This window comes from Janibacter melonis (assembly GCF_020567375.1).
Taxonomy (GTDB): Bacteria; Actinomycetota; Actinomycetes; order Actinomycetales; family Dermatophilaceae; genus Marihabitans; species Marihabitans melonis.
Window position 1 is genome coordinate 779,680 of the sequence record NZ_JAJBZM010000002.1, and the last position, 23,712, is coordinate 803,391.

Sequence of the window (23,712 nt, forward strand, 5' to 3'; positions counted from 1 at the left end):
TTGTTGTGTTCACAAAAACGGGGGGGGGGGGGGGGGGGGGGCGGCCGCCCCCCCCCGCCGCCCGCCGGCCCCCCCCCCCCCCCCCGGGGGGGGCCCCACGTCGTGCCTGGTCAGCGCGCCGGCGTCAGACGCGGCGGACGGTCAGGCGGGTCAGGCGGTCGGCGTGGTGCCGACCTCCTCGATCGGGTCCACGGCCGGCCGCGTGACGGCCGGGCCGTCGCTGCCGCCGGCGCCCGACCCGGTCGTGGTCTTGCCGTCGCCCGCGATCGCCGTGGCGACCGCGTCGGTGACGTCGGCGTGGAAGACGCTGGGGATGATGTAGCTGCGGTTGAGCTCCTCGTCGGTGACGACGCCGGCGATGGCGTCGGCCGCGCGGATGAGCATCTCGATCGTCACGTCCTCGGCGCCCGCGTCGAGCAGACCGCGGAAGACGCCCGGGAAGGCGAGGACGTTGTTGATCTGGTTCGGGTAGTCCGAGCGGCCCGAGGCGACGACCGCCGCGTACTGGGCGGCCTCGGCGGGGTCGATCTCCGGGTCGGGGTTGGCCAGCGCGAAGACGATCGGGTCGCTCGCCATGTGGTCGCGGATCCACTCGGCCTTGAGGATGCCGGGCGCGCTCACGCCGATGAAGACGTCGGCGCCCTCGAGGCCGGCGGTGAGGTCGCCGCGGACCCGACGCGGGTTCGTCCGCTGCGCGAGCTCGAGCTTGGCCGGCGGCAGCGAGTCGTCGTCGGCGGACAGGCAGCCCTCGCGGTCGTACATGACGACGTCCGTGGCGCCCGCGGCCATGAGCAGGGTGACGATGGCGCTGCCCGCGGCGCCCGCGCCGGAGACGACGAGACGAGCGGTGTCGAGCTCCTTGCCGAGGACGCGCAGCGCGTTGCGCAGCGCGGCGAGCACGACGATCGCGGTGCCGTGCTGGTCGTCGTGGAAGACGGGGATGTCGAGGCTCTCGCGCAGCCGACGCTCGATCTCGAAGCACTGCGGCGCGGCGATGTCCTCGAGGTTGATGCCGCCGAAGCCGGGGGCGATCATCTCGACGGCCCGCACGATCTCGTCGGGGTCCTGGCTGGCCAGGCAGATCGGCCAGGCGTCGATGTCGGCGAAGCGCTTGAAGAGCGCGGCCTTGCCCTCCATGACCGGCATCGCGGCCTCGGGCCCGATGTTGCCCAGGCCGAGCACGGCCGATCCGTCGGTGACGACGGCGACCGTGTTGCCCTTGATCGTCAGGCGGCGGGCGTCCTCGGGCTGCTTTGCGATCGCCATGCTCACGCGGCCGACACCGGGGGTGTAGGCCATCGAGAGGTCGTCACGGGTGCGAAGGGGGACCTTCGACTTGACCTCGATCTTGCCGCCGAGGTGGAGCAGGAAGGTGCGGTCGGAGACCTTGTGGACCTTGACCCCTTCGACCTCCTCGACGGCGGCGACGAGCTGGTCGGTGTGCGAGGCGTCGATGCCGGAGCACGTGACGTCGACGACCAGGCGGTCGTGCCGGGAGTCCGCGACGTCGATCGCGGTGACGATGCCGCCCTGCTGGGCGATGACGGTGGCGACCTGGCCGACGACGGCGTGGTCGGGCGCAGTGTGCAGGCGGACGGTGATCGAGTACGACGAGGGAGTAGCGGCGGCCATGTGAGTAGGGTCTCACCACCGGGGGCTCGGGGCGTAGTCGGTCTCATGTCTCACGCGGTCTCGCGGCCCTGTCGAGCCGCCGGCCGAGCCCCCACCTCGCTCACCGGTCGGGCGCCTCGCGCGCCTCGTGCATCGCCCCACCTCCCTGACACCGCGTCTGGGCGACGATGGGGCGGTGATCCCCCTCTCGGCCCAGCGCGTGCGGACGCGCCACTTCACGCCCGACGACGCCGACTTCGTCCTCGCGGTGCACCAGCACCCCGGGCTGCGCCGCTTCATCCCGCGCCAGGTCATCGAGGACGCCGACGCGGCCGAGGCCGTGCCCGCACGGATCGAGCGCTTCCGCAGGTACGACGCGGATCCTGTGCTCGGCGTGGTTCTCGTCGAGACGACGCCCGCCGACGACGCACCGGCCGTGCCGGTCGCCCTCATCATGCTGCAGCCCATCCCGGCCTCGACGGGCGTCGACCTGCAGGACGTCGAGATCGGCTGGCGCGCCCACCCCGAGCACACCGGTCACGGCTACGTCGCCGAGGCTGCCCGTGCCGTCCTCGACCACGTCCTCGCCTCCGGGCTCCCGCGCGTCGTGGCCGTCACCGACCCCGCGAACTCTGCCTCTCAGGCCGTCTGCGAGCGCATCGGCATGACCCGCGTCGGCCTCAGCCGCGACTACTACGACGAGGAGACGATGCTCTTCGTCGCCGACCGCCCGGGTGGCTGACCACCCGAGTCGATGACGCCGTCTCCACTCGTATGTCCTGACCGCTAGACGGCGTCATAAGGGCTCATCGACCGTCTCAGGTAGCCCGGCCCCCGCGGGTCAGCGTCGGACCGGGCTCATCGCGGCAACCCCTGGGTGAGGCGGGGGAGCGCTCGCTCCACCGGCCCGGGCAGACCGTCCTCGTCGAAGACGACAACATCGACCGTCGTGGCCTTGCCCTTGGGCCGGGTCCACGTGCCGAGCGCGCGCCCGGCCTGGACGACGGTGGGGCGGAAGACGCCGTTCTTGCCCGGGACGACGTGCACGCGCTCCTGCTCGTCGGTCATCACCGGCGAGCGGTCGCCGTAGCCGAGCACGACCTCGTCGAAGCCGGGCAGCAGCAGGGGCGCTGCGGTCGCACGCTTGCGCGAGCCGTACGTGTCGAGCACCTCGGGATCGACCCAGTGCCTCGTGCCCTCGACCTCGATCGACGTCAGCGGGGCCGGCGGATCCGCGACGACGGGGGAGAGGTCGCGGCGCAGCAGCTTGCTCCACCACATGAAGTCGGCCTCGCTCACCGGCCCGTGCCCGAGGACGTACCGCGTGAACCACCGGGCGACGGCCTCCTCGCGCGTCAGCCGGTCCGTCGCCGGCAGCCAGTCCTCGCTGAGCACGAAGAGCTGCTCGACCGCTCGCCCCTCGGTGCGACGGGTCGGTCCCAGGCAGATGACCTGGCTCAGGGCGAGGTGAGCGATCTGGTGGTACCCCCGGCCGCCGTCGACCGGCACCCCGGCCCGGGTCCATGCCTCGAGCAGCTCGGACCGGCTGAGCCCCTCGGCCGGGATCGACTCGCGGGCCACCTGCTCGGAGCGCTGGATGACCTCGTCCGGCAGCCCCAGCTCGAGACGACGGCGCTGCGTCGAGCGCAGCGTCGGCTCGCCCATGACGTCGAGCATCCAGCCGAGGTCCTCGGCCGCCACGGCGAAGAGGGTGCCGCGCATCGGCCACGACCGCACGACCTGACCCGCGTCGTACGCGTCGTAGACCTCGGTCAACGACCGCCCCGACGTCCGGAGCGCGATCGACATGGTCGACCCGGGGAAGTCCTGCGCCTGCGTGCACGTCAGGTGCCGCACCACCTCCGTCGGCGACCCCATCGGGTCGACGAGCCGCTGCGACAGCAGCCTCATCCGGGCGACGTCCTCGACCGTCCAGCGCGTCATGGCACGAACCTAGGCCTCTGCGGTCCCGCCGTCACGACCTCGGTCATGCGGACCCCTCCTGTCTCCTGGTCGAGCATCTGGTCCACCTCCTACGTCCGACGTCGCGCGAGCTCGACGACGACACGTCTGCCCTCGCGGACCAGGTGGTGCTCGAAGCCCCGGTCGAGCATGCGGTGGTGCCTGCCGCACAGGGGGATGCCGTTGCTCAGGTCGGTGCGGCCGCCCAGCTTCCACGGGTGCGCGTGATGGACCTCCGTCCAGGCGAAGGGGATGTCGCACCCTCGTGCCGCGCACGTGTCGTAGATCGTCGCGAGCGCCACGCGCTGCGTCGACGAGTAGAAGCGGGTCTGCCGGCCGAGGTCGATCGGGACGGAGTCTCCGTCGAGGACCGCGGGGACGATGCCGGCCTGGCACGCGACCCGGCGGACCTCGCCCGGGCTGAGCGTGTCGCCCGTGTCGGTGGACCCGACGCGCAGCGTCTCCCCGACGAGGTCGCTGAGGCGCGTGGTGACGACGACGGTGGCCGCGGTCTTCTCGTGGAGGTGGTCGGTCGGCAGGTGCCCGAGGAGGACGGAGAGGTCCTGCCCCTGCCGCTGCTGCCGCGCGAGCTGCCTCTCCCTCGGGCCGAGCTCGGGGTCGCACCACGCCGGCAGTGCCGACGCACCACTGCCCGACCCACCGGTGTCAGACGCACCAGCCGCGGCGTCGGCCCCGGCCCCACCGCCACCCGCGGCATCACGCCGTCGGGGCGAGGACATCGCGTCGAGGATCTTCTTGAGCGTCTGCCCGGCGAGGGTGGGCACGGTGAACTGGCCGTGCATCGTCCCGTCGCCGTTGTCGCGGATCCAGAAGGAGGCTCGCTCCCAGGCGAGGTCCTCGGCGCTGCGCACCTGCTGCTCCTCGTGCGCGTCGACGACCTCGACCGGCTGCTCCACCTGCTCGAGCACCCGCGCTGCGAGGCGGCGGAGGTCTCGCGGTCCGTGCCCCTGCGCGAGCGCGATGAGCTCGCGCTCGCACCCGAGGACCGTCTCCGGCGCCAGCCCGTCGGGCAGCGCGGACAGGCTGGTCTGGATGACCTCGACCTGCTCGCGCGACAGGTCTCCGGCGAGCTGGGCGCGCCCCGTGAGGCTCACCTCGGGCCCGCGCGGCTCAGCCCCGTCCACCCCTTCGCCCGCCACCCCTTCGCCCGCCGTGCCGACCCCTGGCGCCCCGACCCCCGGCGCCCCGACCCCCGGCGCCCCGACCCCCAGCTCCCCGGACCCCTTCGACACGCTCCCGCCCGACGTCACCGCCGCCAGACCGGCGCCCTCGGCGCGCTGGGCCTGCCGGTGACCGGCCCTGGGATCGCTGCTCGTCACCTGGGCCAGCCACTGCCCCGTCGACCGCGCCCCGGTCCGCCCGGCGACGTCGATCGACGCGGCGACGGCCGCGCCCTTGTCGGTGAGCGCCTGCATCCGGTTGAGCAGACGGGTCAGCTCGCGCATCACCTCGCCCATCTCGCGGGCGGTGACCCCCGGCGCCCGCCTGAGCGCGTCGAGGTCGGCCTCGAGCCGGTCCAGGCCGGCGTGCACCTCGCCACACACCCCACCAGGACGCGAACCGTCCGGAGAGGGGCGAAGGGCTGGTGCGAGAGCCATGGGTAGAACATACGTTCGACCACCGACAACGCTGCCGCCCTGGCGAGACCCGGCCGTCACCCCTTCGCTGCGACTCGCTACCGAGATATCGGGACATGCCTAGACATCGGGATACCGTCCGATCTCATGGACCCGATCACCAACCCGTACGCGCCCGGCGCCGGCCAGCGACCGCCCGAGCTCGCGGGTCGCGAGGAGCAGCTGCAGACCTTCGACGTCGTCCTCGCGCGAGTCGCCGCCGGCCGTCCCGACCGCAGCCTCGTCCTCACCGGGCTGCGCGGCGTGGGCAAGACGGTGCTCCTCAACCAGCTCCGCAGCGCCGCCGTCCGCGCACGGTGGGGGACCGGCAAGATCGAGGCCCGCCCGGACCAGCGGCTGCGCCGCCCCCTCGCCAGCGCCCTGCACCAGGCGGTCCGCGAGCTCGGCCACAGCCAGGCCGAGGAGGTCGAGCACGTGCTCGGCGTCATCAAGTCCTTCGGGCAGCGCGACTCCGCGCCCGGCACGAAGCTGCGCGAGATGTGGACCGGCGGCATCGACGCGCCCGCGATCAAGGGCCGCGCCGACTCCGGCGACATCGAGATCGACCTCGTCGAGCTGCTCACCGACGTCGGCGGGCTCGCGGCGGACCTCGGCCGCGGCGTCGCCGTCTTCATCGACGAGATGCAGGACCTCGGGCCCGACGACATCTCCGCCCTGTGCGCCGCGTGCCACGAGATCAGCCAGTCCGGTCTGCCCGTCATCGTCGTCGGCGCCGGGCTGCCGCACCTGCCGGCCGTGCTCTCGGCGAGCAAGTCCTACTCGGAGCGGCTCTTCCGCTACGTGCGCATCGACCGGCTGCCGCGCGAGGCCGCCGACCGGGCGCTCACCTCGCCCGCCGAGCTCGAGGGCGCAGCCTTCGAGCAGGAGGCCCTCGACCGTCTCTACGCGGCGACGGGCGGGTACCCCTACTTCATCCAGGCGTACGGGAAGTCGGTGTGGGACAAGGCTCCCCGCTCGCCGATCACCCCCGACGACGTCACCGTCGCGGCTCCCGACGCGGAGAGCGAGCTCGCCGTCGGCTTCTTCGGCTCGCGCTTCGAGCGTGCGACGCCGGGGGAGCGCGAGTACCTGCGCGCGATGGCCGACCTGGCCGCCGACACCGCGGCGAAGGGGGAGGAGCTCGACGACATCGAGTCCGTCGCCACCGCGGAGGTCGCCTCGCACCTCGGCAAGAAGCCGCAGTCGCTCTCGCCGGCCCGCGACGCCCTGCTGAAGAAGGGCCTCATCTACTCGGGGGAGCGGGGACGCATCGCCTTCACCGTGCCGCACTTCGGCCGGTACCTGCGCGAGCAGACCTGAGCGAAGGGGGACCGCCCAGTCCTCGCACCGTCACGAGGAGGTTGCCGGTCACGACGAGAGTGATCCCTACCCAGGCCTGCAGCCCGAGGCGCTCGTCGAGCAGCGCCAGGCCCGCCAGCGCCGCGACGACAGGGTTGGCGCTCGTCAGGGCGGCGAAGCTGCCGGCGCTCACCCGGCGCAGCGCGAGCAGGTCGACGACGTAGGGCACGAGCGAGGCGAGCACCCCGCACGCCGCGGCGAGCAGGATCGCCTGCGTCGTCGGCGGGTGCACGACGAACCACACGAGACCGACGGGCAGCCACAGCCCGGCCGACATGAGGCTGGCGAGCGCGGTGCCGGTGAGGCCGGGCAGCGCTCGCCCCACGGCGCGGTTGAGCACGATGTAGGCGGCCCACGCGGCCGCTGCGGTGAGGGCCATCGCGATCCCGAGCAGGTCCGACGTCGGACCTGGGTCGGTGAGGACGACGACCCCAACGCCCGCGAGGGCAGCGGCGAGCAGGCCTCCGGAGCGGCGCGAGTCGACGACCGCGACGGCGAGCGGTCCGACGAACTCCAGCGTCACGGCCAGACCGAGCCCGATCCGCTCGATCGCGCCGTACAGCCCGAGGTTCATGACTCCGAAGGCCACGGCGAGGCCGAGGACCGGCAGCCACTGGTCGCGCCGCAGGCCGCGCAGCGAGGGGCGGACCGCTGGAACGAGCACCGCCGCGACCACGAGCTGACGGACGGCGACGACCCCGACCGGGCCGATCGCCGGGAAGGCGGTCGCCCCGACCGCTGCCCCCGTCTGGTTCGAGACCGCGCCGAGGAGCGTCAGCGCGACGCCCCCGGCGTGCTGCCGCTGGGCGGTGTCAGGGGTCGACGGTGCGGATGTCGCCGTCGACGGCCCGCACTCCACTGGTGTCCTCGTCGTCATGCTCTCGACGCTAGGACCGCTCGTCCCATGACACCAGTGCATGTTGTGGCGCTGCCATACGCTGAGGTCATGGCATGGGATCTGCGCGCACTGGAGTTCTTCGTGACCGCGGCCGACGCGGGCTCCTTCACCGAGGCGGCCGCCCGGCTCTACGTCTCGCAGGCCGCCGTCTCGCGCACGATCGCCTCGCTCGAGCACGACGTGGGTGACCGGCTCCTGCGCCGGGTCCCCCGCGGCTGCGAGCTGACGAGCGTCGGCCAGCAGGTCCTCCCGCAGGCCCGGCGGGTCCTCGCCGAGGCGGAGCGCTTCACCGACTTCCTCGCGACCCGGCACGGCGTCCTGCGGCTCGGCTACGCGTGGGCCGCGCTCGGGGTCCACACGGCACCCCTGCAGCGCCAGTGGTCGACCGAGCGCACCGGGTCGACGCTGCAGCTCGTGCGCCACAACTCGCCCACCGGTGGTCTGGCCGAAGGGGTGTGCGACGTCGCGGTCGTCCGACGGGCGCCGGAGGACCCTCGGCTCGACTCGGTCGTCGTCGGGCTCGAGCGTCGTCTCGTCGCTTTCGCCTCCGACGACGACCGCTGGGCCCGGCGCCGCGTCATCACCATGGCCGAGATCGCCGAGCGCACCGTGCTCGTCGACCCCCGCTCGGGGACGACGAGCCGTGAGCTGTGGCCCGAGGGCGGTGCCCCGCGCGACTACCTCGAGTCGACGGACGTCGACAGCTGGCTCGACGCGATCGCCGCGGGCCGGGGCGTCGGCACGACCGCCGAGGCGACCGCCCACCACCACTCGCGGCACGGCGTCACCTTCCGCCCCGTCAAGGACGGCCCGCGCGTCCCGGTGCGCCTGACGTGGTGGCGCGACAGCGTCCCCTCCGGCCTGGGCGACCTCGTCGACGCGGTGACCCGGCTCTACTCCGGCGAGTAGCGGGCGGGGCAGACCGGCCCCGGTCACCCCTTCGCCAACCGCCTGCGCGCACTCCTCGGGCGCCCCCTTCGCCATGCCCTCGGACCACCCGATCCTCCCCAGGGTCTTGCGCTCGAGACCCCCTCCTGGCATCGTCTCGTCATAGTTTGAACACTGCGTTCACCATTTGAACATGTGCGAGAGGCCAACGATGTCCACTTCCACCGCCGCGAGCGACCAGACCGAGCTCGCGCGTCCCCCTCAGTCCACCGTCAAGGTCATCCGGGCCGCCGTGCTCGGCACCGTCGTCGAGTACTACGACTTCGGCATCTACGGCTACATGGCCGCGATCCTGGCGACCCACTTCTTCGTCGCGACCGACGACACGACCGCGCTGCTCAACACCTTCGCCGCGTTCGCCGTCGCCTTCTTCCTGCGCATCCCCGGCGGGATCTTCTTCGGCCACATCGGCGACAAGTACGGCCGCAAGAAGTCGCTCACCTACACGATCCTGCTCATGGCGGTCGCGACCGCCGGCATCGGCATGCTGCCCACCTACGCCACCCTCGGCGTGTGGGCGACCGCGGTCCTCGTCCTGTGCCGCTGCCTCCAGGGCTTCGCCGCCGGCGGCGAGCTCAGCGGGGCCAACGCCTTCGTCTCCGAGCACGCGCCGCCGCAGCACCGCGCCTTCCAGACGTCCTTCGTCAACACCGGCACCTACCTGGGCTCGCTCTTCGCATCGCTCGTCGCGCTCAGCCTCACGGCGACCTTCAGCATGGAGACAATCGACGCGTGGGCGTGGCGCGTGCCCTTCCTCATCAGCCTCGTCATCGGCCTCGTCGGCCTCTACATCCGCAGCCAGCTGCACGAGACCGAGCAGTTCGAGGCGGTCCAGGAGTCCGACGAGATCGAGCAGGCGAAGTACCCGGTGACCGACGTCGTGCGGCACGCGTGGCGCCAGATCGTCCTCGTCGTCGGGCTCGGCGCGATGATCGTCGGCGGCTACTACATCTGCTCCGTCTACGCCGCGAGCTACCTGCAGACCGAGGGCGGCCACTCGCCGACCGTCGCGCTCACCTCGACGTGCATCGCGATGGTCGCGGCGGTCATCAGCCTGCCGATCGGCGGGCGGATGGGTGACCGCTTCGGCCGCAAGCCGGTCTTCTTCCTCTCCAGCGGTGTCGTCGCCCTGCTCACCATCCCCGCCTTCATCCTCATGCGAGACGGCGCGATGGTCCCGGCGATGGCGGCCCAGTCGGTCCTCGCCTTCTTCATCGGCCTCAACAACGGCGTCTCCTTCTCCACCTACGCCGAGCTCTTCCGTGCCCGCTACCGCTACACGGGCATCGCGCTGGCCAACAACTTCACGAACATGGTCATGGGTGGCACCGCCCCCTTCATCGCGACGCTGCTCATCAAGCTCACGGGCAACAACCTCGCCCCGGCCGGCTTCCTCCTCTTCACCGCGCTGCTCTCGCTCGTCGCGACCTTCTTCCTCACGGAGACGCGGGGCAAGGAGCTCGAGCTGTGAGCCCCCACCGCGACCTCGAGGGTCGCTCGGTCGTCGTCACGGGGGCCGCGGGCGGTCTCGGGCGCGCCGACTGCCTCGCGGTCGCGGCCCGCGGTGCCCGCGTGTGGGTGGCCGACGTCGACGAGGACGGCGCCCACCGGGTGGCCGACGAGGTCACCGCGGCGGGCGGGGAGGCGACGGCGGTCGTCCTCGACGTCGCCGACCCGACGTCGTGGGCGGCCCTGGCGAAGGGGGTCGAGCGGGCCGGTCCGTTGCACGGCCTGGTCAACAACGCCGGAGTCAGCCTGCGCCTGGGCATCCTCGACACGACCGTCGAGCAGTGGGAGCAGGTGATGGCGGTCAACCTCTCGAGCGTCTTCTACGGCATGAAGACCCTCACGCCCGCCCTCGCCAGGGCGAAGGGGGCCTCCGTCGTCAACATCAGCTCGATCGCGGGCATGGTCGGGTACTTCTCCGCGACGTACGGCACGAGCAAGTGGGGCGTGCGCGGCCTGTCGAAGGTCGGCGCCCTCGAGCTCGCCCCGCACGGCATCCGGGTCAACTCCCTGCACCCCGGGCTCACGGGCACGCCGCTGCTCCACCAGGCGGCGGACACCTCCTTCGTCGACGCGAGCCTGGCGTCCGTGCCCAACGGGCGTCTCGCCGACCCCGACGAGATCGCCTCCGTCGTGTGCTTCCTGCTCTCCGACGCGTCGTCCTACGTCAACGGCGCCGAGATCGTCGCCGACGGCGGGCTCACCTCCGGCGGGCTCTACCACCGCATCCTCGCCGACCTCATGAGCACGTCATGACGCCCGAGACGCTCGCACTCCTCGAGGTGCAGCACCTCTACGCCCGGCAGAGCCTCGCGGTCGACGGCGGCGACGCCGCCGGCTGGGCGGCGACCTTCACCGACGACGGGGTCTTCGAGTCGCCGACCTACGAGCGGCCCGTGACCGGGGCTGTCGCGCTCGAGGACTTCGCGCGGCGGCTGCACGAGTCGGCCCCTCACCTGCACCACGTCGTGACGAACGTCTGCGTCGACGAGGTCGGCGACGACCACCTCGACGTGCGGGCCACCCTCCTCATTGTCACGACCCACGACCTCACGACCGGTGCCGCGCGCATCGAGCGCATCACGACCATCCACGACCGTCTCCGCCGTCACCCGTCGCTGCGTCTCGAGCGCCGCCGGGTGGTCCGCGACGGCGACGGCCCCACGAAGCAAGGAGCAGCACATGACTGACGCCACCACCTCCAACCCCGGCCGCGTCGACACCTCGCCGATCCCGGCTCTCTACCCCGAGCTCGCCGGCCGGACCGTCGTCGTCACCGGGGCCGGCCGGGGGATGGGCGCGCTCTTCGTCGAGGAGCTCGCCCGTCAGGGCGTGAACGCCGTCGGCGGTGACCTCGACGGCGACGCGATGGCCGCCGTCGCCGAGCAGATCACCGCCCGTCTGGCGGACGTCGAGGGCGCGGGCCGCGTCATCGGTGTCGGCGCCGACGTCACCGACCCGGCGGCCCATGACGCGCTCGCGGCGACGGCCCTCGAGGCCTTCGGCCGGCTCGACATGTGGGTCAACAACGCCGGGGTCTTCCCCCAGGCGGACTTCACCGACATCTCCCCGCAGCAGCTCGCGACGACCTACTCCGTCAACGTCAACGGCGTCGTCTACGGCGGGCAGACCGCCGCCCGCCACTTCCGCACCGTCGGCGGCGGGGTCATCGTCAACATGGCCTCGGTCGCGGCCGTCCGGGCGCGCGTCACCCGGGCCGCGTACAACTCCTCCAAGGCCGCGGTGAAGCACCTCACGACGTGCATGGCCGTCGAGCTCGGGCCGGACGACATCCGGGTGAACTCCATCGCCCCCGGCTTCATCGACACCGAGATGACCCGCTGGGTCCAGGAGGACGCCGCCGCCCTCGACCGGGCGCTGAGCACGGTCCCCCTTCGCCGCCTCGGTGCGCCGGTGGAGGTCTTCGGCGCCCTGGCCTTCCTCCTCTCCGACAGCGCGCGGTACGTCACCGGCGCGAGCATCCCGGTCGACGGGGGGTCCCAGCATGTCTGAGACCTACGACTACGACCTTGTCGTCGTCGGCGCCGGCGGGGCCGGGCTCGCGGCGGCCATCTCCGCCGGCCAGGAGGGCGCCCGCGTGCTCCTCGTCGAGTCCGAGGACGAGGTGGGCGGCTCCACCCAGCTCTCCGCCGGTCTGCTCACCGCCGCCGGCACCCACGTGCAGGCCGCGGTCGGCGTCGAGGACTCCCCAGCCCGGATGTTCCAGCACTACATGGACCTCAACCAGTGGCGCGTGCTGCCCGGGCCGGTCCGGATGTTCTGCGAGGAGTCGAGCTCGATCATCGAGTGGGTCACCGACCTCGGCGTCGAGATCCCCGCGCAGATCTCGCACAACGCGCACATGCCCGGTCTCTCCCGTGCCGGCGTCGAGGACGTGTGGCGCGGCCACGTGCCCAAGGACCAGGGCTACGGCCTCGTCCAGGCGCTCGACCGCGCACGGGCTCGGCTCGGCGTCGACCTCGCGCTCGGCAGCCGGGTCGAGGACGTCGTCGTCGAGGACGGTGAGATCGCCGGGGTCGTCATCGAGGGCACCCGGATCAGCGCGCCGTCGGTCGTCATCGCCTCCGGCGGGCTGGCCGCGAACCCGGAGCTCGTCGCGAGGTACTTCCCCGAGACGGAGGTCGCCGGGGACGCCCTCTTCGTCGTCGCGGCGCCGGGCTCGCGCGGTGACCACATCGGCATCGCGAAGCGTCATGGGCTCTCCCTCTTCGGGCAGGGCTGGGGGCTGCTCCTCGTCACGGCGGAGCACCAGCAGCAGCACCACTGGCAGAGCGGCTTCCCCCCGCCGTCGCGGATCCACGTGAGCACCGACGGCCGTCGTTGCATGGACGAGGACGCGCCGTACGCGGTGAGCCCCGGGATCCTCAAGGACCACGGCGGCTGGGTCTGGGCGGTCTTCGACGAGCGCGCCCGTCTCGCGCTGCCCGAGGGCTACGTGGACTGGACGGCCGACCGGGTGGCCGAGGAGGTGGCGAAGGGGGTGATCCGTCGCGCCGAGTCCCTCGAGGACCTCGCGGTCGCCATCGACGTGCCGGCCGGCACGCTCTGCGCGAGCGTCGAGCGCTTCAACGAGCTCTTCGCGACCGGGGTGGACGAGGACTTCCTGCGTCACGAGACGCTCGCGGCGAAGGGGGCGGACGCCCACCTCGACCCCATCGCGTCCGGTCCGTACTACGCGGTGCGCATGCTCCCCGCCGAGCTCGTGTGCACCCACACCGGGCTGCAGGTCGACTCACGCACGCGGGTCGTCGACACCGACGGCCGGGCGGTCCCCGGCCTGTACGCCGCCGGCGAGGCCGCGGGCGGAGTGCTCGGCGAGCGCTACGTCGGTGGTGGCAACTCCATCGCCCACGCGCTCGTCCTCGGCCGGGTCGCCGGCCGCGAGGCCGCCCACCGGGCCGCCGCTCTCACCCCCACCCCGACGGAGGTCACGCACGCATGAGCAGGGCAGACGACAGGTTCGAGATCCAGGACGTGCTGAGCCGGTACGCGCGAGCGGTCGACCGGCTCGACTACGACGCGATCGCGCAGTGCTACTTCGAGGACGCCGTCGACGTGCACGGGGCGTACACCGGCGACGCGGCCGGGCTCGTCGAGGACATCCGCCGGCGCCACCAGACCATCGACTCCTCGCAGCACTTCGTGACGAACGTGCTCGTCGACTTCGAGGGCGAGGACGCGGCGCGTGTCGAGTCGTACTGCCTGTGCTTCTTGCGCCAGCGGGCGGCCGACGGGGCGAGCGAGCAGGACTGCGCGATCATCCGCTGCCGCTACGTCGACCGCTTCGAGCGTCGGGACGGCCGCTGGGGCATCGCCGACCGGGTCGTCGTCTTCGACGAGTCGCGGACCGTCCCGGTCGTCGACCTGCTCGACCCGTCGTGGGTCGCGTCGAGGAGAGACGGGAGCGACCCCGTCTACGCGTGAGGGGTCGTCCTGGTGCGGGCCGGACACGTCGCTGCGACCATCTGACGCATGGTGCTCCCCATGCGGATCCCGGACTGGGTCATCGAGGATGGCGGCTGGCACGTGGCCAGGGGTGCGGTGCTGCAGATGTGGCTCACCCTCACCGAGGAGAGCAGGTATACCCAGCCCGGTCCAGAGGTGGTCGAGCTGCGTGCGACAGCCACCCCGCTGGGCCCCTGGCCTGGTGCGGAGCTCGGTCGGCACCCGACCCGGCTCGACGTCGACGGGGCGCGCATCTACTGGGACGCCCCGAGCCCGGTCAGCGGGGCCGTCCGCGTGAGGGGCGGCATCGAGGGCCACAGCATGGACGCGCCCGAGGGCTTCCCGATGGTCGCCGGTGTCGTCCGGCGGGTCAGGGACATCTGGGGCGGGTGGAGCGAGGGGGAGGCCCCGAGGGCCACGGTCGTCGGTGACGACGCCGACGTCTCCCGTCGGCCGACGGCGCCCGTCGTCACGCCGGGCGTGATGCCCCGACCGGACGCTCGGGGGTCCTGGTTGGGCGCGCTCGTGGACCTGGAGGTCCTGTGACGCCCTCCCGTACCACCGCACGCTGCCCACGGGAGCCGGTCCGCCTACCCTTCGTGCCGTGACCGACACCACCGACGAGCTCGTCCGCACGCCCCCGAGGCTCGAGGACTACCTGCACCTTCGAGCGGCGTCGGGCCTCACCCCGAAGACGGCTGCGCAGGGGGAGGGTGCGCTCGCCGGCAGCTGGTGCTGGAGCGTGGTCCGACACGAGGGGCGGGCCGTAGCCATGGGCCGTGTCATCGGTGACGGCGGCTGGTACTTCCACATCGCCGACATGGCGACCCTGCCCGATCACCAGGGCCGCGGTCTGGGGCGCCGTGTGCTCGCCGACCTCCTCGCGCAGATCGACGAGGTCGCGCATGACGAGCCGTACGTGACCCTCATGGCGGACGCGCCGGGCCGTCGCCTGTACGAGTCGATGGGTTTCGTCGAGACCGCCCCCACCTCCTTGGGCATGCGCCTCGAGCGCTGAGCAGGTTCTCCGCGGGTTGTCTCGGGATGCCTGGGTGATCTGGGATGCTCGCCCCCGTGAAGATCACAGGTGCTGTCGTCGTCGGCAGTGTGCTCGCGCTGGCTGGGTGCTCCACCCCGGTGATCGAGGGCACCGGGCGTGACGTCTCGTTGTCGACGGTGGGCGACGACGCGAGCCTGGGCGTCCTCTGCGAAGACGCCTTCGGTGACGCTGCGGACATCGCGACCGAGGTCCTGCTGCTCGACGACGGCGACTACCGGTGGGCCCCCGATCTCGACACGGACGAGATGATCCAGATCCGGGTGTTCTACGCCTACTGCAACATCACCAAGGACGGCGCCGCTTCTCCCGAGCTCGGACTGAGCATCTCCCCCTTCGGCGCGGGCGTCCTGCCGGGACCTTCTGCCGAGACGGTGGCGACCGGGCTGAACCTCGGGTACATGAGCTACGAGATGGGCGGCGAGCTCGACCTCGACGAGCAGCAGGAACGCAACCTCCAGCAGCTCCTCGACAACGTCGCTCCCCACGTCATGGACTGATCCGAGAGCTCTGGCTCGAGCGAGGACGATTTCTCGTGGGTCGGACGACCGGCCTGCTCGGGACTATTGCTACCGAACGGGTGCACGCCACCTGCAGCGGGTGGTGCTGAGGTTCTAGCCTCCTCACGTGTACCCCACGGTCGAGCATGCTGCAGCCGGCTATCGCAGCTTCGGGATGGACCCGGAGAGGGTCCGCGCGCTGTGCATCTGCGGATACGAGACGTCGCCCTACCCGACGACGGCTGAGGCTGACGAGGCGAGGGAGGCCGAGCACGGAGTGCGACGACCTCGTCCTGCTCCCAGCCCACCTATGAGCGAGGACGAGGTCTGGGCGGCCGAGCACCAGCTGGACGGATATCGGCGGGTGGCGACCATGCCTCAGACGATCCGAGCCGTGTGCAGGTGTGGGTACGAGACGCCGCCTCACCCGACGGCGCGAGGAGCGCGCCAAGCGCTGTGGGCGGACCATCGATCCCTCAACCCGGTCGCGGCGGGACCACCACCCGACACCGCCCATTGACGATGGCCACTGCTGTCCGTCCTCACCCCGCGGGTGGGGTGGTCGAGATCCATCGTCGTAGTGCCTTCACGGCGGTCTTGCTGGCTGTGTCTCCTGCGAGGTCGTCCGTCCAGGGGTGGTCTCGTTCGCCCTGGAGCCATTCGAGGACGTGGGCCGGGTCAGCGTGGCCGTCGAATCTGCGTGGAGCGTCGATCTCCTCCTCGAGCGGTAGATCGACGGGTCTGCGGCGCCAGCCGATCCCGTCGTCGGTGTCGTAGATGACCCAGTCCGGCGAGGTGCCCACGGTGCAGCACGCGCAGATGTGGATCACGTGGTGGGCGCGTCCTTGCCAAGGGCCAGCCGGATGCAGGGCGCTCGCGGACGCGAGCAGGCTCTCGATTGGTCCGACCGCCGGATCTTCGTGCGGTGACTGCTGATTGTTCGAGGGATGCATGCGCTTACTGGCCGACGTCGAAGTAGCCGATGACCGTCACGCCGTCGCTGCGATAGACCGGTAGCCAGTCAACGGTCGGGGTGGGGATGGGTTCATCGAGGCTGGTCGGTGCGGGGTCCGCTGCCACGAGCTCGGAGTTGCGGAGGTACCCGTTGGCGCCGTTCGTGGCGACCGCGGCGATGAGGTCGGGGGTGTCGGCCTCTGACGTCGAGTGGAGGTCGCTGCCGTACGACTCGCCCCGAGCGTTGACACCCGAGGCTGCTCGCGCCCCCTCGGCGTCCTCCTTGGGGAACGGGCGTCCATTCGCAGGGGTGGGCGCCGGTCGCGCGGTGATAGTGACCGACACCGTCTCCCCGCCGCCCGGCCCTGAGCCAGTGGTCGGTGTGGGCGTGGTCGGTGGCGTCGTAGATCTCGCCGGGTCGGCCACCGTCTTGTCGCCGCTGGCTACGGCCGCGCTCACACCTGCTAGTGCTAGGACCGCTGCTGCCCCAGCGACGAGTAAGCCCAGGTTCTTCTCGCTCATCTCAGCCCCTCGCCATCGGTCCGGCAATACTCCTCGCGCCATCGCCTAGCAACAAGGCCTCGAGACGGGGAGCATTGCCCGCCGCGTTGGCCGGAACCATTTGGTGGTTACTTACGCAGGTATCGAGCCTGCTCACTGACGATCCTTTTCGAGCAGCCATCACCCACCCTCCTGGGCCGGCCTCAGGAGCGTTCGAAATCCCTGCTCACTGAGGACCCTGCTCGAAAGTGCGACGCACGGTGGCTTTCGGACGCGCCCGTCACCAGGATCGGAGGGAGCAACCACGGCGTTCCTCAGCGGCGAGCCGTCCGCCCTGGCAGAGTTCGCGACGACCACAGCACCCGGCCCGCGAACCGCTCCGGCCAGGGCCCGAATCAGGAGGACCCCACGATGAGCCGCAACGGTCTGCGAGCGTCACGATCCGCGCAGTACATGCACGGGGTGGTGAAGGTCCTCCGGCGTGACCCGAGGTTCTGGGAGGTCGTCGCCGACGACGAGCGGGATCAAGTCACGCGCACGCTGGACCGGCTCGAGGGTGAGCTGCGCGGGTCCGGCCTCCTCGCGCTCACCACCCGTGAGCAGCGCGCCGCCTTCCGCAGCCTGCGCATCGGCCCGGGCGAGCGCTGACGGGGTCGGGTCGGACCGGGGTGAGGGCTGATGGACGACTTCCGCTGGACCGACTCGCCGGACAGCCGTCTCGCCCTGGATGCGCCGCGGTTCATGGTCCGCGTAGCGGTCGAGCATCCGGAGACCCTCGACACCTGCGTCGACTACTACGACTGGGCGGGTGCGCCCGACGTCACGAGCGTCCTCACCGCCGCGCGGGAGCGGTGGCCGAGTGCCGATCTGGCGGTCTTCGTCTCGGCTGACGACGAGGCCGATCTGCTCCTGGTGCACGGCACGCAGGACGTCGGCAGGTACACCTCGCACACCATCGCCTTCGAGCGATGAGCCGCCCCGCCTGACCCTCACCCGGGCGAGCCCGCGTGCTGGGCGAAGGGGGTCAGCGACCCCCTTCGTGCGCGTAGAGCAGCGAGCTGAGCTCGCGGGCCGCCTCGACGACGAGCGGGGCGGCGCGACCGGCGGCGTTGCGGTCCACGAGGGAGATGCCGATGCAGGCCTCGGGCATCGGCGTCGGGGTCGACAGCGGTACGGAGACCCCGGCGACGCCCGGGATGATCTGCTCGAAGGACAGCGCGTACCCGAGCCGACGCGCCTCGCGGACTTCCTGCGAGTCGTCGTCACGCGGCGGACGCGCAGCGAGGATCGCGACCCCTCCAGACCCCCGGTCGATCGGGTGACGGTGGCCGGTGCGGAAGGCGAGATGCACCGCGGCGTTGCGCGGCTCGACGACGCTGATCGCCTGCACCTCGACCTCGCTCGTCGGCACCATGATGTGCGCGGTGCCGCCGGTGGCGTCGGCTAGCTGCGCCATCACCGGGTAGGCCAGCCGGTGCAGGTCGTTGTCGACGTGCGACGCGAGCTGCACGAGCCCGTACGACAGGTGGAAGCGCTTGTTCTCGTCGCGCCGCACGATGTCGTGCGCGCGGAAGGTCTCCATGAGCCGGTGCAGCGCGGTGCGGTTCATGTCGAGGTCACGGCTCAGCGTGGCCAGGCTCGCCCCGCCCGGCTGCTCGGCGAGGTGCCACAGCACCCGCAGGCCACGGTCGATCGTCTGCGCACCGGTCGGCGCTGCCGGGTCGGCCATCTCGTCAGTCCTTCGTTCCAGGTGTGCGGAATGTGAACACGATAGTTCAGCGAAGGGGGGGCCGCCTGCAGCGGCGACCCGGCACTCGCAGGACCCCTGGATAGCCTCGCCCCATGTCGTCCAGGTCAGACCGGCATCGCCGGCGCCGCCACCACCTGGCCCTCGCCCTCACCGCCGCGGTCGCGCTCGCCGGCTGCGCCGACGCCGGGCGCACCACCCCTTCACTCTCCACCCCCTCGCCCTCCGACCGGTCGTCCGGCACGGCGCCCCCGGTCGCGCTGCCGCCGGCCGGGGGTCGCCTCGACTACCAGCTCGGCGGGGCCTACCCGCCGGCGGGACCGGTCCAGACCGTCGTCCGCGACCGGGCCGCCCGACCCGATCCCGACCGGTACTCGGTCTGCTACGTCAACGCCTTCCAGACCCAGCCGGGCGATCGCGAGCTGTGGCCGGAGGGCACGCTGCTGCGGCGCGACGGCCGTGTGGTCACCGACCCGGACTGGCCCGACGAGGTGCTGCTCGACACCTCGAGCGAGGCCCGGCGCGCGCGGATCGCGGCCGTCCTCGTCCCGTGGGTCGAGGGGTGCGCAGAGGACGGGTACGACGCGGTCGAGCTCGACAACCTCGACAGCTACACCCGTTCTGGCGGGGCCCTCGAGCGGCAGGACAACGTCGCGCTCGCGCGGCGGCTCGTCGACGCAGCTCATGCGAAGGGTCTGGCGGTGGGGCAGAAGAACGCGGCCGAGGACTCCGAGGTCCTGCGCGAGCGCGCAGGCTTCGACTTCGCGGTCGTCGAGGAGTGCGCGGCGTACCGCGAGTGCGGGACTTACGAGCAGGTCTACGGCGACCGCGTGCTCGACATCGAGTACACGGACAACCTGCCGCGCACCTTCGCCGCGATGTGCGCCGACGAGGCCTCGCCCCGCTCGATGGTTCTGCGAGACCGCGACCTCGAGCCCGCCGGGTCACCCGGCCACGTCGCGAGAGTCTGCCCGTAGGTCGGGCGAAGGGGGATCAGCTCGCCGGGTCGTAGCCGAACTCGCGCAGCTCCTGGCTGCACCGACACGAGGCGGCGACCTTCGCGGCCCACCCCTCGGCCTCGCGGCGGGACGCCACCTCGAGCACGAGGTATCCCCCTTCGATCTGGCTGGTCTGCGGGTAGGTGCCCGGGGTGACCACCCCGCCCGCGTCGACGATTACCGGGGGGACGCTTTCGTCGATGCCCCCGCCGAAGACGTACACGCCCGCCGCCTTGGCCTCCTCGATGACCGCGTGCGAGTCCTCCGACACCTGCGGCAGCTCCTCGGCGGTGACCCGCATCGCCGAGCTCGGGAAGGAGATGAGGTACTTCGTCATGGCCGGACCCCTTCGTCCGTAGTGGTTGCGATCTGCAACCACCAGGGTAGCGAAAGGGGAGCCAGTCGGGACAGGTCGAGGGGTGACGGCGATACCTGCACCTGGCACGGGGTATGTCGCGTGCCAGGCGCAGAAATCGCCGTCAGGCTGCGGACGGAGATGGCGAAGCGCCTCAGTCGGTGTCGTCGTCGTTCTTCGAACCCCGCCGTCTCAGGCTGACCCGCACGTCGACCGTCGGGATGCGAGCCGCAGCAGCACGAGCCGATCCGACGCGGTCCAAGCCGAACTGGCGTGCTGCGCCCACCTTCTCGCTGCCCGCGGTGAGGACGGTGTCACGCGTCTCCGCAGCGGCTTGTCGCCACCGTCGCTCCTCGAGGTCAGAGCGCTCGACGCTGACGCCCACCAGCTCTCTGAACTCCACGACCCTCGACGCGGAGCGGTTGCTGATCTGGACCACCTGCGGAGCCGACGAGGGATGGAGCAAGAGCTTGGTGTCGGCGGTTGTGCCCGCGGAGGTGATGCGATCTAGGAGGACCTGGGTGGTTGCCGCAATCTTCGACATCCGCTGCTCGCGCGCAGCCTGCAGCCCGGTCCTGTGGTCGTCCAGCTCGTCCGCCGATGCATCCAGCACCCGGTCGAGCTCGAGCACCGCGAGTGCGTCCTGCAGCTGGAAGCATCGGGCGAGGACTGCGAGCCACTCGTGGGCGTCGGTCTCGGCCGCTCGAGCGGCCTTCTCGATGTCGCCCATCTTCCGCTGCTTCGCAAGACGTTCGGCTGCCGCCTCAAGTCGTTTTAACGCGTAGGACTGCGTGACCGCGATGGTGGTCGAGGCACCCTGGACCTTCGACCAGGTCACCTCGGACACGCGGCCCACGCTGTGCCTGATGTGCATGGCCTCGTCGATCATCAGCTCGACGCCGATCATCTCGGCCAGGGCTGAGTCCTTCTGCGCGCGAAGGATGTCGTCGACCTTGGCGTCGATCACCGCGAGATAGTCGGTGATCTCGTCCATGGCCTGCTGCATGGCCATCTGGGTCATGATCCCCGCGGCGCCCGACAGCAGCGCGGGATTGGTAAGAGCCGAGCTGGGGGACGAGGCGAACTCGACGAACCCCTTGATCTGCCCCTTCGGTCCTCGGAGGACGCCGGTCTCCAGCCCGGTCTTCGCGCTCCTGCTCAGACCGATCTTCTGCACGCTCTCGGCGGACTCCTTGGTGAGCTTCACCCACCGCCCGTAGTCAGCGGAGATGGCGGCGCTGCTCTCTGCCACCACAGCGCCCGTCCCGAGCGCAGCACTCAGACGGCGCGTGTCGATCTCACGGGACTCGAGCTGCTGCGACTCGAGGAACCGTTCGACCGCAGCCTGCTGGCCGATCACGGCAAGGCCGTCGCCGTCGCTGATCAGCTCGATCTCGTCGCTCATCGGTTCCCTTGGCTCGTTTGGTAGGTGCCGTTCAGAGAGAACTATCCACTGTCGGGCCTGGTCGTACGGCCGGTTGGGACGATCGACCGTGAACCGCCCGGGACAGGTCGAGGGGTGACGGCGATACCTGCACCTGGCACGGGATATGTCGCGTGCCAGGCGCAGACATCGCCGTCAGGCTGCGGACGAAGGGGAGGGGATGCACCCGCTCACGGGGCGAAGTGGGACGCCTCCGCGGAGTCGATGTACTCGTCCAGACGGGTGACCCGGCCGTCCTCGACGGCGATGACGACGCACGCGTGCAGGGCCACCTCCTCGCCGGTGGAGCGGCGGGTGCCGCGCAGCACGTGCTGCTGGACGGCGCCGCCGGGGAAGGTCGAGATGCGGCGCTCGGTGTAGCGGCGGTCGGCGACCCAGCGGTCCATCGCCGCGAGCAGGCGGGCGTTCTGCTCGACGCTCGACTCCTTGAGGTCGTGGTTGTGCCAGATGACGGCGCCGGGCGCGTAGATCTCGTAGATGTCTGCCGGGTCGCCGGCCTCGGCGGCGGCGACGATGCGGTCGAGCAGGCTCACGGCCACGTCGTGGTCGGTCATGTCAGATCTCCTGGTGGGGTCGGGCGGGGCGCACGAGCGCCTCCTGGGTGATGCGGCACGTCTGCGTGCCGTCGGGGGCGAAGACCGCGGCGTCGACGAGCGCCCGGGAGCCGCCGGCGGCGCTCGTCGAGTGCTCGAAGAGCAGCCAGTCGCCGGCGTCGGCGTCACGGTGGAACCACACGGCGTGGTCGAGCGAGACCGCCCACCACCGCCGCGCGAGGCTCGTCTCGTGCCCGGTCGTGTGCCCGTGCGGCGTCACGGCGGTGGACATGAGCATGAGGTCGCTCGCGTACGCGATGGCCGCGCGGTGCGAGAGCGGGTCGTCGGGCAGGTCCTGGGTGCAGCGCATCCACACGTTCTGCGGTGCCGACGCCCAGTGGTCGGCCGGGACGAGCGGTGGCTCGACCCGGATCTCGAAGGCGCTGAAGTCGTCCCAGAACTCTCCGAGACCTCCGTCCGGCTCGGCGAGGACGTGCAGGTCGACGGCCGCCTCGAGCCCCTCGGTGGCCGGGGCCGGTCGCGAGTGCGCGAGCCCGCCCATGAGCGAGGTCGACGAGACGGTGGAGCGGCACACGAGCCGCTCGCCCTGCCACGCGCTCACCTCACGGGTCGCCGTCTGCCGGCCGTCGCGAAGCACCTCGACCCGGTAGTCGACGGGCTCGTCGGGCAGCCCGCCGCGCAAGAAGCTCGTGTGGATCGAGTGCGGCAGCACGTGCTCGTCCACGGAGCGCCCCGCGGCGACGAGCGACTGGGCGACGAGCTGCCCGCCGAAGAGCTGGGGCAGCGGGACCCCGTCGGTCATCCCGCGCCACGTGCGGTCGTCGACCTGCTCGAGCGCGAGGAGGTCGGCCAGGGTCGGCAGCGCGGCCCTCGCCGTCACGCCGACGTCCGGGCCGCGCGCCGCTTCGGCGGCATCGGGAAGAAGCCGCTCGTGCGCGCGATGTAGTCCTCGTAGGCGGCCCCGCGCTTGCGCCGCATGCCCTTCTCGAGCAGCTTCTTGCCCGAGTAGGAGACGAGCAGCTTCGTCATGACGAAGGGGGCGATGACGGTGAGCAGACCCGCCCAGTGACCGAGGGCGAGGACCCACAGACCCACCCAGACGCACGAGTCGCCGAAGTAGTTCGGGTGGCGCGTCCAGGCCCACAGCCCGCGGTCCATGATCCGGCCCTCGTTCGCCGGGTCGGCCTTGAAGCGCGAGAGCTGCCAGTCGCCGACGGCCTCGAAGGTGAAGCCGACCACCCAGATCGCGATGCCGACGGCCCCCACGACCCCGAGCGGGGCGCTCTCGTACATGGCGAGCTGCACGGGCAGCGAGACGAGGACGATGAGCAGGCCCTGCAGCCCGTAGACCTGGCGGACGAGGAAGACGACGAGGCTGCCGCCCTCGCGCGACGCGAGCAGCCGGGTGTACCGGGGGTCCTGCCCGTGCCCGAGGTTGCGGCGCCCGATGTGGAGGCCGAGCCGCAGCCCCCACACCGCGGTGAGCAGCAGCACGACGAGGCGCCGGGTGTCGTCACCGCCGCTGCCGGCCGACAGCAGGTAGGAGACGACGGCGACGACGACGAAGCCCGGCCCCCAGAAGATGTCGATGATCGAGTGGTTCTTGATGGCGACGGCGGTCGCCATGATCACGCCGATGAAGACGGCGGTGGCCAGGACGCTGACGCCCAGGTTGAGGGCCACGTCGCCCCAGGGGAGTGCGGAGGTCATGGGGG

At 71.7% G+C, this 23,712-nt stretch carries 27 protein-coding genes; 15 read left to right on the top strand and 12 right to left on the bottom strand.

The genetic code is table 11. From position 1 onward, the window contains the following. Positions 1-150 precede the first annotated feature (150 nt). Positions 151-1,632: an NAD-dependent malic enzyme gene (locus LIV55_RS09875; RefSeq protein WP_229300067.1), complete on the bottom strand. Its 1,482-nt coding sequence runs from the start codon at positions 1,630-1,632 to the stop codon at positions 151-153. 175 nt (positions 1,633-1,807) lie between these two features. Here LIV55_RS09875 and LIV55_RS09880 point away from each other — a divergent pair, with 175 nt between their 5' ends. Beyond that, positions 1,808-2,353 carry a GNAT family N-acetyltransferase gene (locus LIV55_RS09880; protein ID WP_229300068.1) on the top strand — a complete coding sequence of 182 codons (546 nt, stop codon included), beginning with the start codon at positions 1,808-1,810 and terminating at the stop codon, positions 2,351-2,353. A 116-nt stretch (positions 2,354-2,469) separates the two neighbouring features. Here the strand turns inward: LIV55_RS09880 and LIV55_RS09885 are convergent, their stop codons facing one another. Then, positions 2,470-3,555, bottom strand: a complete 1,086-nt coding sequence (locus LIV55_RS09885; RefSeq protein ID WP_229300069.1) for a winged helix DNA-binding domain-containing protein — start codon at positions 3,553-3,555, stop codon at positions 2,470-2,472. 89 nt (positions 3,556-3,644) lie between these two features. After that, a complete protein-coding gene (locus LIV55_RS09890) occupies positions 3,645-5,126 on the bottom strand; it encodes an HNH endonuclease signature motif containing protein (protein ID WP_229300070.1) in 1,482 nt (493 codons plus the stop codon). A gap of 192 nt (positions 5,127-5,318) precedes the next feature. Here LIV55_RS09890 and LIV55_RS09895 point away from each other — a divergent pair, with 192 nt between their 5' ends. Then, positions 5,319-6,530 (top strand): ATP-binding protein, encoded by a 1,212-nt coding sequence (locus LIV55_RS09895; RefSeq protein ID WP_123093145.1) that lies wholly within the window; start codon positions 5,319-5,321, stop codon positions 6,528-6,530. Here LIV55_RS09895 and LIV55_RS09900 read toward each other — a convergent pair. Beyond that, positions 6,487-7,446, bottom strand: a complete 960-nt coding sequence (locus tag LIV55_RS09900) for an EamA family transporter (protein WP_229300071.1) — start codon at positions 7,444-7,446, stop codon at positions 6,487-6,489. The two genes, LIV55_RS09895 and LIV55_RS09900, sit on opposite strands and share 44 nt — an antisense overlap. Positions 7,447-7,515: 69 nt before the next feature. Between LIV55_RS09900 and LIV55_RS09905 the strand changes: the two genes are divergently transcribed. The 10 genes from LIV55_RS09905 (at position 7,516) to LIV55_RS09950 (ending at position 15,444) form a co-directional block, all read left to right on the top strand. Further along, positions 7,516-8,376, top strand: coding sequence for a LysR family transcriptional regulator (locus tag LIV55_RS09905; RefSeq protein ID WP_229300072.1), 861 nt, complete (start codon positions 7,516-7,518; stop codon positions 8,374-8,376). A 190-nt stretch (positions 8,377-8,566) separates the two neighbouring features. Continuing rightward, positions 8,567-9,886, top strand: a complete 1,320-nt coding sequence (locus tag LIV55_RS09910; protein WP_201464620.1) for an MFS transporter — start codon at positions 8,567-8,569, stop codon at positions 9,884-9,886. Continuing rightward, positions 9,883-10,677, top strand: a complete 795-nt coding sequence (locus LIV55_RS09915; protein WP_229300073.1) for an SDR family NAD(P)-dependent oxidoreductase — start codon at positions 9,883-9,885, stop codon at positions 10,675-10,677. Before LIV55_RS09910 ends, LIV55_RS09915 begins: the two co-directional genes overlap by 4 nt. After that, complete coding sequence (locus LIV55_RS09920; protein WP_229300074.1) at positions 10,674-11,111, top strand: nuclear transport factor 2 family protein; 438 nt, start codon at positions 10,674-10,676, stop codon at positions 11,109-11,111. The genes LIV55_RS09915 and LIV55_RS09920 overlap by 4 nt, the downstream gene beginning before the upstream one ends. Further along, positions 11,104-11,934, top strand: a complete 831-nt coding sequence (locus LIV55_RS09925) for an SDR family NAD(P)-dependent oxidoreductase (protein WP_229300075.1) — start codon at positions 11,104-11,106, stop codon at positions 11,932-11,934. Before LIV55_RS09920 ends, LIV55_RS09925 begins: the two co-directional genes overlap by 8 nt. After that, complete coding sequence (locus LIV55_RS09930; RefSeq protein WP_229300076.1) at positions 11,927-13,384, top strand: FAD-dependent oxidoreductase; 1,458 nt, start codon at positions 11,927-11,929, stop codon at positions 13,382-13,384. The genes LIV55_RS09925 and LIV55_RS09930 overlap by 8 nt, the downstream gene beginning before the upstream one ends. Continuing rightward, positions 13,381-13,866: a nuclear transport factor 2 family protein gene (locus LIV55_RS09935; RefSeq protein WP_229300077.1), complete on the top strand. Its 486-nt coding sequence runs from the start codon at positions 13,381-13,383 to the stop codon at positions 13,864-13,866. Before LIV55_RS09930 ends, LIV55_RS09935 begins: the two co-directional genes overlap by 4 nt. A 48-nt stretch (positions 13,867-13,914) precedes the next feature. Next, the gene (locus tag LIV55_RS09940) at positions 13,915-14,433 is read left to right on the top strand and encodes a hypothetical protein (protein ID WP_229300078.1); all 519 of its coding nucleotides are present in this window, start codon (positions 13,915-13,917) and stop codon (positions 14,431-14,433) included. Positions 14,434-14,491: 58 nt separating this feature from the next. After that, positions 14,492-14,905 (top strand): GNAT family N-acetyltransferase, encoded by a 414-nt coding sequence (locus LIV55_RS09945; protein WP_229300079.1) that lies wholly within the window; start codon positions 14,492-14,494, stop codon positions 14,903-14,905. Positions 14,906-14,961: 56 nt separating this feature from the next. Beyond that, positions 14,962-15,444, top strand: coding sequence for a hypothetical protein (locus LIV55_RS09950; protein ID WP_229300080.1), 483 nt, complete (start codon positions 14,962-14,964; stop codon positions 15,442-15,444). Between the two features lie 542 nt (positions 15,445-15,986). On the opposite strand, the gene LIV55_RS09955 is transcribed toward LIV55_RS09950, so the two are convergent. Both LIV55_RS09955 and LIV55_RS09960 read right to left on the bottom strand, forming a co-directional pair. Beyond that, the gene (locus LIV55_RS09955) at positions 15,987-16,274 is read right to left on the bottom strand and encodes a hypothetical protein (protein ID WP_229300081.1); all 288 of its coding nucleotides are present in this window, start codon (positions 16,272-16,274) and stop codon (positions 15,987-15,989) included. Between the two features lie 127 nt (positions 16,275-16,401). Then, the gene (locus tag LIV55_RS09960) at positions 16,402-16,920 is read right to left on the bottom strand and encodes a hypothetical protein (protein ID WP_229300082.1); all 519 of its coding nucleotides are present in this window, start codon (positions 16,918-16,920) and stop codon (positions 16,402-16,404) included. Between the two features lie 390 nt (positions 16,921-17,310). Here LIV55_RS09960 and LIV55_RS09965 point away from each other — a divergent pair, with 390 nt between their 5' ends. Further along, positions 17,311-17,547 carry a hypothetical protein gene (locus LIV55_RS09965; RefSeq protein WP_229300083.1) on the top strand — a complete coding sequence of 79 codons (237 nt, stop codon included), beginning with the start codon at positions 17,311-17,313 and terminating at the stop codon, positions 17,545-17,547. 30 nt (positions 17,548-17,577) lie between these two features. Then, positions 17,578-17,871, top strand: a complete 294-nt coding sequence (locus tag LIV55_RS09970) for a hypothetical protein (RefSeq protein ID WP_229300084.1) — start codon at positions 17,578-17,580, stop codon at positions 17,869-17,871. 52 nt (positions 17,872-17,923) lie between these two features. Here LIV55_RS09970 and LIV55_RS09975 read toward each other — a convergent pair whose 3' ends face one another. After that, positions 17,924-18,628, bottom strand: coding sequence for an IclR family transcriptional regulator (locus LIV55_RS09975; RefSeq protein WP_229300085.1), 705 nt, complete (start codon positions 18,626-18,628; stop codon positions 17,924-17,926). A gap of 113 nt (positions 18,629-18,741) precedes the next feature. Between LIV55_RS09975 and LIV55_RS09980 the strand changes: the two genes are divergently transcribed. After that, complete coding sequence (locus LIV55_RS09980) at positions 18,742-19,623, top strand: endo alpha-1,4 polygalactosaminidase (protein ID WP_229300086.1); 882 nt, start codon at positions 18,742-18,744, stop codon at positions 19,621-19,623. A gap of 16 nt (positions 19,624-19,639) precedes the next feature. Here the strand turns inward: LIV55_RS09980 and LIV55_RS09985 are convergent, their stop codons facing one another. From LIV55_RS09985 to LIV55_RS10005, 5 genes are all read right to left on the bottom strand, one after another. Beyond that, entirely contained in the window at positions 19,640-19,981 is a 342-nt protein-coding gene (locus LIV55_RS09985) for a YciI family protein (protein ID WP_229300087.1), read from the bottom strand. 172 nt (positions 19,982-20,153) lie between these two features. Next, positions 20,154-21,404, bottom strand: a complete 1,251-nt coding sequence (locus LIV55_RS09990; RefSeq protein WP_229300088.1) for a hypothetical protein — start codon at positions 21,402-21,404, stop codon at positions 20,154-20,156. Between the two features lie 209 nt (positions 21,405-21,613). Further along, entirely contained in the window at positions 21,614-21,997 is a 384-nt protein-coding gene (locus LIV55_RS09995; protein ID WP_229300089.1) for a nuclear transport factor 2 family protein, read from the bottom strand. Position 21,998: 1 nt separating this feature from the next. Beyond that, positions 21,999-22,877 (bottom strand): acyl-CoA thioesterase, encoded by an 879-nt coding sequence (locus LIV55_RS10000; RefSeq protein ID WP_205473724.1) that lies wholly within the window; start codon positions 22,875-22,877, stop codon positions 21,999-22,001. Further along, on the bottom strand, positions 22,874-23,707 hold the full coding sequence (locus LIV55_RS10005; protein WP_123092730.1) for a DUF1295 domain-containing protein: 834 nt from the start codon (positions 23,705-23,707) through the stop codon (positions 22,874-22,876). Before LIV55_RS10005 ends, LIV55_RS10000 begins: the two co-directional genes overlap by 4 nt. Positions 23,708-23,712 lie beyond the last annotated feature (5 nt).

Coding starts and splice junctions, on each gene's coding strand:
- LIV55_RS09875 (WP_229300067.1), bottom strand. CDS start 1,632: ATGGCCGCCGCTACTCCCTCGTCGTACTCGATCACCGTCCGCCTGCAC.
- LIV55_RS09885 (WP_229300069.1), bottom strand. CDS start 3,555: ATGACGCGCTGGACGGTCGAGGACGTCGCCCGGATGAGGCTGCTGTCG.
- LIV55_RS09895 (WP_123093145.1), top strand. CDS start 5,319: ATGGACCCGATCACCAACCCGTACGCGCCCGGCGCCGGCCAGCGACCG.
- LIV55_RS09900 (WP_229300071.1), bottom strand. CDS start 7,446: ATGACGACGAGGACACCAGTGGAGTGCGGGCCGTCGACGGCGACATCC.
- LIV55_RS09905 (WP_229300072.1), top strand. CDS start 7,516: ATGGCATGGGATCTGCGCGCACTGGAGTTCTTCGTGACCGCGGCCGAC.
- LIV55_RS09910 (WP_201464620.1), top strand. CDS start 8,567: ATGTCCACTTCCACCGCCGCGAGCGACCAGACCGAGCTCGCGCGTCCC.
- LIV55_RS09920 (WP_229300074.1), top strand. CDS start 10,674: ATGACGCCCGAGACGCTCGCACTCCTCGAGGTGCAGCACCTCTACGCC.
- LIV55_RS09925 (WP_229300075.1), top strand. CDS start 11,104: ATGACTGACGCCACCACCTCCAACCCCGGCCGCGTCGACACCTCGCCG.
- LIV55_RS09930 (WP_229300076.1), top strand. CDS start 11,927: ATGTCTGAGACCTACGACTACGACCTTGTCGTCGTCGGCGCCGGCGGG.
- LIV55_RS09935 (WP_229300077.1), top strand. CDS start 13,381: ATGAGCAGGGCAGACGACAGGTTCGAGATCCAGGACGTGCTGAGCCGG.
- LIV55_RS09940 (WP_229300078.1), top strand. CDS start 13,915: ATGGTGCTCCCCATGCGGATCCCGGACTGGGTCATCGAGGATGGCGGC.
- LIV55_RS09960 (WP_229300082.1), bottom strand. CDS start 16,920: ATGAGCGAGAAGAACCTGGGCTTACTCGTCGCTGGGGCAGCAGCGGTC.
- LIV55_RS09965 (WP_229300083.1), top strand. CDS start 17,311: ATGAGCCGCAACGGTCTGCGAGCGTCACGATCCGCGCAGTACATGCAC.
- LIV55_RS09970 (WP_229300084.1), top strand. CDS start 17,578: ATGGACGACTTCCGCTGGACCGACTCGCCGGACAGCCGTCTCGCCCTG.
- LIV55_RS09975 (WP_229300085.1), bottom strand. CDS start 18,628: ATGGCCGACCCGGCAGCGCCGACCGGTGCGCAGACGATCGACCGTGGC.
- LIV55_RS09980 (WP_229300086.1), top strand. CDS start 18,742: ATGTCGTCCAGGTCAGACCGGCATCGCCGGCGCCGCCACCACCTGGCC.
- LIV55_RS09985 (WP_229300087.1), bottom strand. CDS start 19,981: ATGACGAAGTACCTCATCTCCTTCCCGAGCTCGGCGATGCGGGTCACC.
- LIV55_RS09990 (WP_229300088.1), bottom strand. CDS start 21,404: ATGAGCGACGAGATCGAGCTGATCAGCGACGGCGACGGCCTTGCCGTG.
- LIV55_RS09995 (WP_229300089.1), bottom strand. CDS start 21,997: ATGACCGACCACGACGTGGCCGTGAGCCTGCTCGACCGCATCGTCGCC.
- LIV55_RS10005 (WP_123092730.1), bottom strand. CDS start 23,707: ATGACCTCCGCACTCCCCTGGGGCGACGTGGCCCTCAACCTGGGCGTC.